The 13806-nt window shown below is 57.8% G+C and carries 10 protein-coding genes; 4 read left to right on the plus strand and 6 right to left on the minus strand.

The features are described from left to right. The 3 genes from J8Z22_RS08415 to J8Z22_RS08425 all read right to left on the minus strand — a co-directional run bounded on the left by J8Z22_RS08415 (nt 1) and on the right by J8Z22_RS08425 (nt 2488). Nucleotides 1–696, minus strand: a complete 696-nt coding sequence (locus tag J8Z22_RS08415) for a 4Fe-4S dicluster domain-containing protein (protein ID WP_028114782.1) — start codon at nt 694–696, stop codon at nt 1–3. A gap of 631 nt (nt 697–1327) precedes the next feature. After that, nucleotides 1328–1933, minus strand: a complete 606-nt coding sequence (locus J8Z22_RS08420; protein WP_252010058.1) for a hypothetical protein — start codon at nt 1931–1933, stop codon at nt 1328–1330. A gap of 39 nt (nt 1934–1972) precedes the next feature. Then, complete coding sequence (locus tag J8Z22_RS08425; protein ID WP_252010059.1) at nt 1973–2488, minus strand: hypothetical protein; 516 nt, start codon at nt 2486–2488, stop codon at nt 1973–1975. 173 nt (nt 2489–2661) lie between these two features. Between J8Z22_RS08425 and J8Z22_RS08430 the strand changes: the two genes are divergently transcribed. After that, nucleotides 2662–3294 carry a trans-aconitate 2-methyltransferase gene (locus J8Z22_RS08430; protein ID WP_252010062.1) on the plus strand — a complete coding sequence of 211 codons (633 nt, stop codon included), beginning with the start codon at nt 2662–2664 and terminating at the stop codon, nt 3292–3294. Here the strand turns inward: J8Z22_RS08430 and J8Z22_RS08435 are convergent. After that, entirely contained in the window at nt 3286–3924 is a 639-nt protein-coding gene (locus J8Z22_RS08435) for an alpha-ketoglutarate-dependent dioxygenase AlkB (RefSeq protein WP_252010064.1), read from the minus strand. The two genes, J8Z22_RS08430 and J8Z22_RS08435, sit on opposite strands and share 9 nt — an antisense overlap. Before the next feature lie 89 nt (nt 3925–4013). On the opposite strand from J8Z22_RS08435, the gene J8Z22_RS08440 reads away from it, so the two are divergent. From J8Z22_RS08440 to J8Z22_RS08450, 3 genes are all read left to right on the plus strand, one after another. Further along, a complete protein-coding gene (locus J8Z22_RS08440) occupies nt 4014–7139 on the plus strand; it encodes an efflux RND transporter permease subunit (protein ID WP_252010066.1) in 3126 nt (1041 codons plus the stop codon). 2 nt (nt 7140–7141) lie between these two features. Beyond that, nucleotides 7142–8206 carry an efflux RND transporter periplasmic adaptor subunit gene (locus J8Z22_RS08445; RefSeq protein WP_252010068.1) on the plus strand — a complete coding sequence of 355 codons (1065 nt, stop codon included), beginning with the start codon at nt 7142–7144 and terminating at the stop codon, nt 8204–8206. Nucleotides 8207–8379: 173 nt separating this feature from the next. Beyond that, nucleotides 8380–9021, plus strand: coding sequence for a response regulator transcription factor (locus J8Z22_RS08450; RefSeq protein WP_252010070.1), 642 nt, complete (start codon nt 8380–8382; stop codon nt 9019–9021). Nucleotides 9022–9036: 15 nt separating this feature from the next. Here the strand turns inward: J8Z22_RS08450 and J8Z22_RS08455 are convergent, their stop codons facing one another. Beyond that, a complete protein-coding gene (locus tag J8Z22_RS08455; RefSeq protein ID WP_028114775.1) occupies nt 9037–10221 on the minus strand; it encodes a potassium/proton antiporter in 1185 nt (394 codons plus the stop codon). Nucleotides 10222–10311: 90 nt separating this feature from the next. Continuing rightward, nucleotides 10312–13779 (minus strand): PAS-domain containing protein, encoded by a 3468-nt coding sequence (locus tag J8Z22_RS08460; protein WP_252010072.1) that lies wholly within the window; start codon nt 13777–13779, stop codon nt 10312–10314. Nucleotides 13780–13806 lie beyond the last annotated feature (27 nt).

Here is a 13806-nt window from a genome sequence, read left to right on the forward strand (position 1 = left end):
CTATCGTTGCCAGTCCAGGTGATTGAGAGTGAGGATGCCCTTGTCATCGCTGGGCTGAGGCAGACCGATGTAGAGGATATTGGGCAGATTGCCGGAGTCGGGCAGCATGCCATACACCGAATTGTCACGAACCAGCTTGGCAATGTCGCTGTTTGGATCATTCAGATCACCAAACACACGAGCCTCACCGATGCAGGTTTCCACACAGGCTGGCAGCAGCCCCTGTTGCAGGCGGTGGATACAGAAATTGCATTTTTCCGGCGGCGTTTTGAATTTGGTGTCTTTGCGGCGAGCGCCGTAGGGACAGGCTTTAACACAGCGCTGACAGTGAATGCACTTGTCGTAGTCAATCACCACAATGCCGTCTTCCTCGCGCTTGTAGGTGGCTTGTTTGGGGCAGACTTCGACACAGGAGGGGTGCTCGCAATGGTTGCACTGATTGGGCACCGACAGGGTGGTGGTGCCATTGGCCCCGGTGATGGCGGCCTGGGTAACCCGGGTGCGGGCACGGCCGGGAGCGACCTGGTTTTCGATGGAGCAGGAGACACTGCAGGAGAGGCAGCCGGTGCAGCGGCGTACATCGAACACCATTGCCAGGCGCTTGCCTGCGGTTTTAGCCAGCAAGGTGGCGCTGGGAATGAGGGTCAGGGCAGCACTTCCCGCCGCCATTTTTAATAATGAACGTCTGTCTAACATGAGAGGTCCTTGAATATGCATTGCAGAATACGCAATGCGGAATTAAGGGTTTTGCTGGCAGAGAAAAATAGATGAAAAATGTTCGATTTGGGAGACAAAAAAGAGTTGGCGTTGTTGATTTGTCGTTAGCCTCCCAACTTTTCGGAATCGAAAAAAGGCAGTTGCGAGATCTGCAAATTGCATCGCTGTGTTAGACCGGCACAGCTTGCCTATCGGCTTTGTCGGTGTCAACGAGGTGGCGCTGGCGGCGTGATGTGGCGCAGAGTGTCGATGATGGAGGTCGCGGAGAAGCGGCTTGGCTAAGGGAGTTTTGACCGATCTATCGGTGAGCATTTAAATACCAACTCTGGCTTTTTGGTATCGGGTCGGAAGTGTAAATGTCATAGGATAAATAGGGATTGGAATTTCAATAAATGGAAAATGCTATCGCCATTTAAAATAGAGCGAACGGCATGGGTGAATAAGGTGTGGAAGTGTATTTGTATTGCGATGGTTGTTATTTGATTGGCGATATTTTTGAGTTGCTGGGGCCGCATTTTTTCCTATTTGACTCTCAGTTGACACTGAACTCTGATTATCGATGACGCAGTCAGGCCCGCCATGGGCGGGCGAGCGGGGGGATTGCTGTCCTTTAAGGCTGCAGTGCTTGCAGCATTTCGCAGATGGTTAAAGGATCATCGGATTGGCAATGTTGATGATAGAGTTCCGGTGATATTTGCACGTCGGTGAAGCACTGCTCAACCAGATTGTTCATCCACCGTTCGAGAGAGGCCTCATTGTCTTTAATGGCCTGTTTTTGCTGTGCCGTGCGGGCCTCTATGCGGGTGAGGAATCGTGGTAGCAACTCGGAAGTGACCCCCAGCTCTTGGTATTCCCGCGCCTGGTAGGCGGCATCCACCAGAGAGCGCAGCTCTTCAATACGCTGGCTGTGATCACCGGAGGAGTCGACGAGCTCTTCGAGTTCCATTTCATAGTACACCGTGTGCTCGGAGCGGTAATCCATCATCTCGTCTTTAACCGCATTGATGACGGTATGGATCGCGGCTTCGGTCTCCTGCAGCCGGTACAGGGGTTTGACGAAGTCTGGCTGATGGTATTTATGCGCATCGCGCAGGGAAGTGGCACCGGTCTCGCAGTTGAGGATGGCTTCGCTGGTTAATTGGCGCGGCTCGGCGTTGACACTGGGGCACGACGCCAGCAATGGGCCAAGCAGTAACAGGGCGAATGGTCTGGTCATCAGGGTGTCCTTTTCCTGGGGTTCGGGGCGAGGCGGTGCTCAGGCGATGAAAGCCGAGATGCCGCCATTATCGATCTGCCATTGGCGAATGGCGGTCAGTATCTCCTGGTGAATCTTCGGCGCCTGGTCGAGGCCAAACAGGGTTCCGCTGACGACGACACTGCGACCCTGGCGATTGTGAATGCGGTAGCTGAAGCAGAGTTTATCGAGCCAGCTGCGGCGGTAGGAGCGATCGATGTCGATCTCCTTTAAACTCAGTGACAACCGACCGCGCTCGTTGCTGTCGCCCAGTTCGCCCATCATGCCGCTGATCTCGTTGTCGCCAAAGCGAATGCTGTGATCGCCCTTATCCCGAACCTGAAAGAACACACTGATGCTGCCAGCCACCACTAGGCCGGCCATCATAACTCCGGACACCGCAAGAGACAGCAGGGTGGCCACCACGAACAGCAGAGTCACGACCAGGCCGTGTCCTTTAAGGAAACCGTTGCTGTCAGGGGCGTATTCCGTGGAGTAGGAGGTGTTCAACTGGGCCTCATTAATCAGTACTTTCAATCAATACTCTCATCCTAAATCCGCTGAAATCGCGATTCCACAGGCTTTATCACGAATTTCTAATTAACATTGCTGTGGATGTATTTTAAGCACAGGTGCAGGCGCTGGTTTGCGGAACCCGCCTGAGCCTATACTGGCACTCATCTCCCTTTTGGCAGACAACAAGGATCGCCATGGACGTGTATCAGGAAACCGTCGGTACTTTCGATAAGCTGGCCAGCCAGTATCAGGACAAGTACATGGCGATGGAGCAGTACCGGGACACCTACCTGGCCTTCTGTCAGGCGTTGGCGGTGGCGTCACCGAGGGTGCTTGAGTTGGGGTGTGGGCCCGGTAATGTTTCTCGTCATCTGATGGCGCAGTGTCCCGACATGCAGTTGCTGGGCACAGATCTGGCGCCCAACATGGTGTCTCTGGCGCGCCAGAATGTGCCTGGTGCCCGATTCGAAATCATGGATGCCCGAGACCTTGGCAGGGTGGAGCCGGGCCTTGATGGCATCATGGCGGCGTTTTGCCTGCCTTACCTGTCTCCGTTGGATGCTCAGGCGTTGATTGTCGCTGCCGCCGCCACGCTGCGTGAGCGTGGGGTGCTTTACCTCAGCACCATGGAGGGGCTGGCATCCCAGTCCGGGTTTCAAACCTCGTCCGCCGGTGACCGAGTCTTCACCCATTACCATCAGGGACAACAACTGCAGCAATGGCTGGCCCCACGCTTTGAGCTGTTGGATCTGCAGCGGCGGCAGTACGATGATGGCAGCCATCGGGCCACCGATCTGTTTATTCTGGCTCGCAAACGCTTAGCCTGACGGCGTCGAATCTGCGGCTGTGGCCCCAGACCAGCCAAACAGACGAAACGTCAGGTTCAATCTGGGCTGGTGGCAACCGGGACGCGGCAGCAGCGCATGCTCATACCGTTGTTGACAACCTGGCCCCATCCACAACAGGTCGCCGGATTGCAGAGTCAGTGTCAGGGCATCGTTTGCATCGGTTAGGCTGCGAAACTCAAATAAACGGGAAGCACCGAGACTCAGAGAGGCGATGCTGTCGGTATCTCCCAGGGCGGGCGGATCGGTGTGGTAGGCCATGGCTTCATCTCCATTGGCGTAGTAGACGCAGCGGGCCAGGGAAAAGCGACAGTGAAACAGCGATGATAATTGGTCGCGAATCAGGGCTAGCGTTTCCGGCCAGGGGGCCCGAGGTCCCCATACCGGCGGCAGCGCACCGCTGTTGATAAGCTCGGCATCGGCAAATAAAAATTGACCGGTACTGGCCCGATGGTAGCCCCCAGCTGCCATCGGTATTTGGCGTTGATTCAGATCGTAGCTGCGGGTCAATGTCTGAAACAGCGCGTCGGCCTGGATTGGACTCAAAAATGCGGGCCAGTATTGGGCCTGGGCATCAATGGCCACAGAGTGCATCCGTGCAGAGTGGGTCATGGCAACATCCAATTAAATTCTGAAACACTTTAATAACACGACTCGAAGGCTGGATCAGTATACTTGGCCGAAAACTTCAGGGTCGAAGTATGAATCTCTCCCGCTCTTCATTGAAAAATCCCGCCGCCGTCCTGGTTATTGTGGCGTTGATCTTTCTGTTTGGCGTCCTCAGTATGCTGAAGCTGCCAATACAGCTCACTCCGGACATCGAACAGCCGCAAATCACCATCTCTACCGGCTGGCGCAGTGCCGCTCCGGAAGAGTTGGAATCGGTGATCATCGAACCTCAGGAAAATGTGGTGAAAAACACCCGCGGGGTGACCGAAGTGACCACCTCCATCAACAGTGGGTTTGGTAACATCACCCTGACTTTTGATGTTGGCACCGACATGCAACAGGCGATGCTGGATGTGATCAACAACCTCAACCAAGCGCCGCCGCTGCCGCTGGATGCCTTTGAACCTGTGGTGGCCGTCGGTGGCGGTCGCGACGGTCCCAATGCGGCCTCCCTGCTGGTGCGGGTTTTGCCTGACAACCCTCAGCAGGACATCGCTCAGTATCAGAAGCTCATCGACGACGTGATTGAACCCAGGTTGGCGCGGATACAGGGAATTGGCCAGGTTAATCTCAACTCCCGTCGACCCAGGGAGTTACGCATCAGCTTCGATCCCTTTACCGCTGCCGCCATGGGCATTCAGGTCAGCCAGATCGGTAGCACCATCGCTCGGGCGGCGGACGTCTCCGGTGGCTTTGCCGATGTCGGTCGTCGCCAGTACACGGTGCGCTTTGTCGGTCAGTACGACATCGAGAACATCACCGAGATGATTGTCGGTTATCAGAATGACCGCCCCATCTATTTGCAGGACATCGCCACGGTGGAAGACACCCTGGTGGACAGGTTTGGCTTTACCCTAAGAAACGGAGCGCCCGCCTACTACATCACCCTGACTCGAGGTGCCGATGCCAATACCGTCACCGTATTGGATGAGGTCAACCTGGCCATCGATGAGCTCAATGCCGGCCCCCTCGCCGATGCCGGACTGGTGATTGATCTCAGCTTCGATTCGTCGGTACACATTCGTAATGCCCTGACACTGGTAAAGAGCAACCTCGGCCTGGGCGTCGCGCTGGCATTGGGCATCCTATGGCTATTCCTGCGGGGCTGGCGTACCACCATGATCATCGCCACCACCATTCCCATCTCTATCATGGTGGCATTTCTGGGCCTGAGCCTGTTTGAGCGCAGCCTCAACGTGATTTCGTTGGCGGGGTTGGCGTTCTCGGTGGGCCTGGTACTGGATGCGGCCATCATTGTGCAGGAGAACATCGTCAGGCTCAGAGGCCTTGGCATCGATAGCAGTAAGGCGGTACTTAAGGGGGCGGTGGAGGTGACCGGGGCACTGTTCGCCTCCACCGCAACCAGTGTGGCCATCTTCCTGCCGATTCTGTTTATGCAAGGGATTGAGGGGCAACTGTTTTCTGATCTGGCTTTGACCCTGTCCATTGCGGTGATCGCCTCGCTGGTAACCGCCATTACCGTGTTGCCCATCGCCAGTAAGTACTGGCTGGCCGGGGTGTCTGACCGGGATCCGTTTGAGCGCTACTGGCAACGACTGACCCTCGGCGTGATGTGGCTGACCGCCAGCCCGCTGAGGCGGGCCGGTTGGATTGGCGGGCTTCTCGGGGGAGCAATCGCCATCACCCTGTTGTTGCTGCCCAAGACCGACTTTATGCCTCGGGCACCCATCGATGGTTTCTTTTTTAACATCAGCCTGCCGCCGGGGGGCAACCTGGAGTTTGTGGACAAGGAGATGGCTCAGTTGGTGCGGGAGCGGATTCAGCCTCACCTGACAGGTGACACACTGCCCAAAATCAAAAGCTATAACTTCTATTCCTTTGGTGCCGGCTTCAGTGGCGGCTTTATCTATGCCGATGACCCCACCGAGGTGGAAGCCTTGATGGACGTGGTACAGGCCGACATTCTGGCTGGATTGCCGGACACTCAGGTGTTTCTGTTCCGGGGCTCGATGATCAATGTTACCGGGGGCGGCAATGGTCGCTCCATCAGCATTAACCTGCAGGGACCTGAACTGGAGGGGTTGATCGATGCGGCTCAGGCTGGGCTCAACGCCATCCAGACCCATTTGCCTGGTGTCAGCGCTCGGCCAATCCCCGGGCTGGCCATTGCCGAGCCAGAACTGCAGCTGGTGCCTGATGATCGCCGCATTACCCAGGCTGGACTTAGCCGTAGTGACGTCGCCAACACCGTGCGGGCCTATACCGACGGGCTGTTCATCAGCGAGTATTTTGATGGTAACGATCGCATGAACGTCATCCTTAGGGGCAGTGACTGGCGTACCCCGGAGGAGCTGGCGTCGCTGCCGGTATACACCCCGCTGGCGGGAATTCAGACCTTGGGTGAGCTGGCCACCATTCGCCGAACCGTGGGTCCCACACAGCTGAGGCGAGTGGATGGTAAGCGCACCATCAGCCTGGAGTTGTCACCGCCCGAGGAGATGTCGATGGAGGAGGCGCTGACGGCGCTGAACGAGACCATTCTGCCGGCGATGCAGGCACAACTGCCGCCGTCGGCCAGCATTAAACTCAGTGGCAACGCCAACAAGATGGCGTCGGCCATTGAGGAGATGATGCTGAACTTCGCCCTGGCGCTGCTGATTTTGTTCTTGTTGATGACGGCGTTGTTTAAATCGGCCCGCGACAGTTTTTTAGTGTTGCTGGTCATGCCGTTGGCGGTCGGCGGCGGAGTGCTGTCGCTGTGGTTGTTGAATCTGGTGAGTTTTCAATCACTGGATTTGCTGACCATGATCGGGTTCATCATCCTGCTGGGGCTGGTGGTCAACAACGCCATTTTGTTGGTGGATCAGACTCGCCGGGCCGAGCGTCAGGGCTGTCATCGTGCCGAAGCCGTGGCGCAGGCGGTGCGCATCCGCGCCCGACCGGTGTACATGAGCACCCTGACCAGCCTGTTCGGCATGTTGCCACTGATGCTGATGCCCGGCGTCGGCTCTGAGATCTATCGGGGGCTGGCGACGGTGATTGTCGGTGGCATGGGGATCAGTGCCTTGTTTACCCTGATTCTGCTGCCAAGCCTGTTGCGCCTGGGGGAAACTCTGGCGACGCAGCGCAGCTCCTGTTCACATACCGTAGCGGCGTCTAACGCGCCCCTGCAAGCCAGCCAAACACAGGCGGAATGACCATGATGCGACTCTCTTTTCTTTTGATCCTTAGCGGCTTCTGGGCATTAACCCCCCAGGCTTTGGCGGAGCCACAGACACCGGCCAGTCCGGTGAAAGTGGCCCAGGTCAAGCAAACGGATCTGGCGCCGACGGCCAGACTGCTGGGCACGGTATACAGTCGCAATAATGTGATGGTCACCGCCGGTGTTGACGGTCAGCTGACCTGGATAGTGGAACCGGGAACCCTGGTGAGCAAAGGGGATACTCTGGTGACCATGGACACCTTTCCCCTGGAGCTGGCGCAACTGGAGCAGCAGGCGCAGATTAAGCGGGCTGAAATTAATCTTCGTTACCTGAAACGGGAGCTGGAGCGTCTGGTGACCCTGCAGGCGCACAACAACGCCGCCGAGTACCAGCTGGATGAGAACCGCTCTAAATACGAATTGGCCAATGCCGATCTGGAGATCGCCCGGCTGAAGCTCAAACAGATAAATGACCAATTGGATCGGGCTCAGATTGAAGCGCCATTCGACGGAGTGATCACCGAGCGCCTGGTGCGTGAAGGCACCGACGTCAATCGTTCTGACACCTTGCTGCGCATGATGGACACCGAGCATCTGGAGGTGCACCTGCACGTGCCGGTAAAATACCTGAGTAAAATCAGTCGGGGTAAGCCCCTGACCATCAGCAGTGAGCATTACCTGACCCAGGCCACCATCCGCTCGGTGATTCCGGCGGCGGATCCCCGCAGTCAAACCTTTGAGCTCAGAATGACGCTGCCGGAGGAGAGCGTGCAGTACCTGACTGCCGGCGAGCTGGTGAAGGTGGCGATTCCGGTGCAGCAGCCCAGGCAGACCCTGGCCGTTCATCGCGATGCCTTGATTCTGCGCCGTCAGGGCTCCTACGTGATGAAGATTGATGAAGACAACGTGGCCCACAAAACCCAGGTGGTGGTGGGCGACGGTCAGGGCGACTGGGTGGCCATCGAGGGTGAGTTGGCGGCGGGAGACCGGGTGGCGATTCGTGGGGCAGAGCGGCTGCGAGAGGGCCAGAAAGTCAGCATTCAGGGCGCCTCGGCCGGCTAGGCTGAAGGTCTAATGGCAATTGCTCAGGGTTTCGGTAGACTGGGTGGTTGTTTGTAGTCGGTGGAATAGAATCAAGGGGTTGATTTTGTGGTTTCCGCCATCAGGGCTGAACCGGCGCAGTAAGCGTCGGCAGCGCCGTTTTGATGACAGAGGTCGTTGACAAGGAAGCCACCATGCAGCTGATAGATAAAATAATAATTGCTGATGATCACCCGTTGTTCCGCCAGGCCCTGACATCGGTGCTGGGCGCCCGCTTTGAGGGGGTGTCGCTGTTTGAAGCCGACAGCATCGATGAGCTCGACAAGCTGTTAGACAGCCATTCGGATGCCGAGCTGTTGCTGCTCGATCTCAACATTCCCAATGCCCATGGTTTTAACACCTTGATTCGAATCCGCAGCCAGCGACCTGAGCTGGCGGTGATCGTCATCTCCGGCCAGGAAGACCATCAGACCATAGCCCAGAGCCTGCGCTGCGGCGCCGCCGGTTTTGTGCCGAAATCGCAGCCGGTGGCCCTGATGCTGGAAGCGGTAGAAGCGGTGGTCATGGGGCAGCAGTGGTGGCCTCAGGGGGTCGACCTCAGCGGCGATGGCGACGATGACATGGCCCGGCGCATTGCCAGCCTGTCGCCCCGGCAACACCGAATTCTGTTGATGTTTGCCGATGGATTGCTTAACAAGCAGATTGCTAACGAGCTGGGGTTGTCCGAAGCCACCATTAAGGCCCACGCCAGCGCCATTTTCCTGAAACTGGGCGTGCGTACCCGCACCCAGGCGGTGATTGCCATGAAGCAGTTGCAGCCCAGTGTCGCGAGTTAGATCGCCACAGCCGGATCACTGGTTAAGCTTCAGTACCCTGGCCAGGGGCTCCAGGGCGATGCTCTGCACCACCAGCGAGATCACCACAATAAAGAACACCATGTGCACCATCTGCTGTGCCCCCTCCATTCCGGCGGCGGCTGGAATCAGCGCAAATACGATGGGGGTGGCACCCTTAAGACCGATGGCGGAGATAAACAGTTTCTTCCTGTTGCTGGCGCGACGAAACGGCAGATAGCTTAAAAAGACCGCCAGTGGCCGTGCCACCAGCATCAGTGCCAGGGCCGGCACAATGGCACTGAGGGCATCGTCAAGCAGCGAACGGGGAAAGAACTGCAAACCGAGAATAATAAACATCAGCGCCTGGGCCAGCCAGGACAGGCTGTTGAAGAAGTGTTTGCTGACCTGCCGCCCTCGCTGCAGTTGATTGCCAAACATCACTCCGGCCACATAAGAAGCCACCAGGATATTCCCACCCAGTAACTCGGCGCCGTAGCTGGCCATCAGGAAGCAGGCCAGGATAAACACCGGGATCAGGCCATACTCCTCCAGCTTGATGGCATTGAGAGCCTGGACCCCGATCCAGCTGACGCCCAGGCCGACACCGATGCCAACGCCGATTTGTTGCAGCAGTGAGGTGGTGACGGTCAGGGCATCGGGTAGGGCACCCTGGGCAACAATAATGGCCGTCAACAGAGTGACCATCAGCAGCGCCACTGGATCGTTGGTGGCCGACTCAAACTCAAGCACAGTATCGGTGTTGTGCTTCAGCGTGAGCTTTTTCGATTCCAGTATCGAGAACACCGCGGCCGCGTCGGTGGAGGAGACCACGGCCGCAAACAGCAGGCAGTGCAGGGGAGGAAAGTCGGTGATGATCAGCAGTAGCGCCGCCAGAATCAGGGTGGTGAACAGTACCCCGAAGCTCGACAGCATCCCCCCTTCGCGCCAGGCGATGCGAATGTTGCTGAACGGGGTATTGAGGCCGCCCACAAAGACGATGACGTTTAGCGCCATGGCACCGATGAACGAGGTCAGGGCCAGGTTGTCGTAGACAAAGTTGAACTCACCGTTGCCAAAGGCCAGGCCGACGCCGATGAAGATCAGCAGCGACGGGATCCCCAGGGTGGAGGAGGGCTTATGCAGTAATATGCCCATTGCGACCAGGGCGGCGATCACCACCAGTGCCAGTTCAAACGTCATCGGCTCTCCTTTTTATTCACTCGAGTTGAAAAAGCCTAACACAGGAGGGCTGAACCCGGACTTTTCAATGGCCTGTCATTGCGGCACCGATTACTGAACCTCCGTTTCCTGGGCGTAGTTTTGCTGCAGACTCTTCACCAACATGGCACTCATCAGGGCTCGCAGCGCCATGGGCTTAATCAGCTTTCTCAGATACCCAAATCCGGCGGCTCGGGCCTGATCCTGCAGCGGCGCGTCGGTGGTGGCGGTGATCAGTATTCCTGGCAATGGGCGCCGGGCCCGGCGTTGCAGCTCGGTCATCAGAGTCAGGCCGTCTTCGCCATTGTCCAGTTGATAATCCACCAGCATGATGTCGATATCGTATTGGCGGCTGGCCACCAGTTGCAGCGCCTGTTGCGGGCTGCGGGCGGGAAAGGCGCGGCAGTCCCAGCTTTCCAGCAGCTCCACCATGCCTGCCAGGACACTGGGGTCGTTATCGACGCAGAGCACCTTGATGCCGTGCAGGGTCACGGTATCGGTATTTACCGCTGCCACTTGTGGGCGGCACGGGGCCGGATTGACCGCCAGTGAAAAGGCGCAGCCATGGCCCGGGCGGCTGTGCAGGGTCAGGGTATGCCCCATAAGATCCGACAGGCTTTTGGCGATGCTCAGTCCCAGCCCCAGGCCATTGGGGCCCAAACCCTGGCTGTTTTCCAGCCGGGTGAATTGCTCAAACACCCACTGCTGTTTGTCTTCCGGGATGCCGGGGCCGGTGTCCAGCACCTGAATCTCCAATTGCTCGCCATGGCGGCAACCCAGCAGTACTTTGCCGCCATGGGCATAGCGAAAGGCGTTGCTGAGCAGGTTTTGCAGGATGCGTCTTAGCAGTTGACGGTCGCTTCGAATCCAGGCTTTGCAGGGAACCATTCGCAGCGTTACCTGATGCTGGTCGGCAATGGCGTCAAATTCGCCGTGCAGGCAGTCCAGCAACTCCTGCAGGGGGAAGGGTTCCATTTTGGGCACGACCGTGCCGCTGTCGATGCGGGAGACCTCGTTGAGATCCAGCAGCAGATCATTGGCCACCTTGAGAGAGTGATCAATCTGTTGCAGTTGGCCTCGGGCGCGCTCAGGTAACTGATTGTCTTCCATTAACGTGGAGGAGAACAACCGTGCCGCCGACAGCGGTTGTAGCAGATCGTGACTACAAGCCTTCAGGTACTGGCTCTTTTTGTGATGAGCCAGCTCCGCCTGTTCTCTGGCGTTGGCCAGTTTGGCGTTGGATCGGGCCAGCTGCTCGTTGGCCATTGCCAGTTTGTTGGTGCGCTCCGACACCAGAGACTCCAGGTCCAGATTCTTCTCGGTCAGCAGTGCTTCTGCCTGGCGGTAGACGGTGATGTCGGAGAACAGCATGACAAAGCCGCCACCGGGCATGGGGTTGCCTTCAATACGAATGACCGTGCCGTCCGGCAGTTGTCGCTCCGAGCTGTGACGGCTGCCCTGGCGCAGGAATCGCAGTCGCTTGTTGACCTGCTGGCGCACAATTGCCGGGTCGTCGATGCTTTGGCTGAGGTTGTACTCAATCAGGTCTGCCACCGGGCAACCGGGGTAGATCAGCGCCTTGGGGTAATGAAACAGGCTCAGGTAACGTTCGTTCCAGGCCACCAACTTGAGGTTGTGATCGGTCACCGAGATCCCTTCCGAGGCGTTTTCAATTGCGCGTCTTAGCACCTCCTGACTTTCGGCGTTGCGCTGACTGGTGGCTTCCTCCATCAGCTGCGCCACTTCGTTGAGGGCGATGTCCCGTCCCTGCAGGGCGCAGGAGATCACCAGTCGCGCCGACGCCGAACCCATCACCGTGGCCAGCAGGTTTTCGGTATACAGCACCAGATCTGGGTTGCTGCTGATCTTACGGGCGTCGCTGTGGGGGTGACGGCTGAAATAGCGCTCAAATCCCTGCCTGGCCTTATCGTCGCCGATGAACCGGGCGACCAGCAACTGCAACTCTCTGGGATCGATTTTGCCTGGATTCAGTGGGCTGCGGTCATGAATGCCGGGGCGCTCGAAAAAGTGTTCCAGCTGCATCTGCTCTTTCACTGTCTGGCGGCGGAACAGCGACACCAGCACTATCAGGGTGACGTTGATGCCGAGCCCCATCAAGGTCGCCATGGTGGTGAAGGAGTAGTCACTGCCAGCGAAGGGATGGGGGTACAGCCCCAGTTGAGGCAGCAGGTTGCAGCTAAGCCAGATGACAAAGCCGCCACTGATCCCGGCCATGACGCCGTTCAGGCTGACTTTTCGCCAGAAAAACGCCGCGAACAGCGGTGGCCCAATTTGAGCGATGGCGCCAAAGGCCACTTCACCCAGCGACGCCAGGGTGTGCGGCGGAGCTACCAGGAACATGGTGTAGCTGAGAGCGATGACCAGAATCACCAGCAACTTGCGAACCCTCAGTAGCCGGGTGCGAAAACGCAGGAAGTCGGTGTTTTCCACGTCGCTGCGACGGAACAGAGTCGGGAATACCACTTCGTTGCTGAGCATGGTACTCAGGGCGATGGTGGAGATGATCACCATGGCGCTGGCGGCGGAGATGGCGCCCAAAAAACTCAGCAGACTCAGCCAGGATTGACCATGGTAGGCGGGCAGAAACAGTACATAGGAGTCCCGCTGCAGTGAGTCGCCATACAGCAGGCTGCCCGCTTGACCCAGAGGGGCGGCAAAGAACGCAAACACCAGCACGTACAGGGGAAACATCCAGCGGCTCCAGCGGGTGTGGTCGATGTCCTTGAGCTCGGCCATGGTGACCTGAAACTGGCGAGGCAGGCACAAAAATGCGCACAGCACGATCACCGTTAATCCGGTTAGGGACACCAGTTGGCTGCCGTCAACCTCAAACGCATCAGGCATTGCTTGTACCGATTGCTGCCAGATCTGCCCCGGGGAGTCGAAAGCCACGTAGGAGACAAACAGGCCAACAATCAGGAAGGCCACCAGCTTGATAAAGGATTCAAAGGCGATGGCCACCATGACGCCGGGGTGACGCTCGGTCACGTCGATGGCGCGGACCCCGAAGATGATGGTAAAGCCCGCCAGTACTGAGCTGACCACCAGCCCCAGTTGCCACGAGGCCAGGGTTTGGGTCTGGCGCAGAATCTCATAAGAGTTGATGATCGCTTTCAGTTGCAGGGCGATGTAGGGCAGGGTGCCGATGAGGGCCACCAGAGTCACCAGCACCGCCAGGCGCTGCGACTTGCCAAAACGGGCCGCCAGCAGATCGGCGATGGAGGTAATGTTCAGGCGCAGGCTGACTCGAATCAGTCGCTGAATAAAGGGCCAGCCAAATACAAACAGCAGAATGGGAGCCAGGTACACCGGCAGATAGGAGAAATCCCCCACCGAAGCCTGACCGGCGGTGCCTAAAAAGCCCCAGGAGGTGCAGTACACTCCCAGAGACAGGGCGTAGATCAGTCGCTGCTGCCGTGCCACCAGTCGATGTCGGTAGCGATCGCCCATAAAGGCGATGAAAAACAGCAGGCCGATGTAGCCCACGCTGATCACCACCAGCAGCCAATTTGGAAACATGCGTCCTTTCCCCGAGTTCATGCTTTG

This window comes from Ferrimonas sp. SCSIO 43195, assembly GCF_023716685.1.
Taxonomy (GTDB): domain Bacteria; phylum Pseudomonadota; class Gammaproteobacteria; order Enterobacterales; family Shewanellaceae; genus Ferrimonas; species Ferrimonas kyonanensis.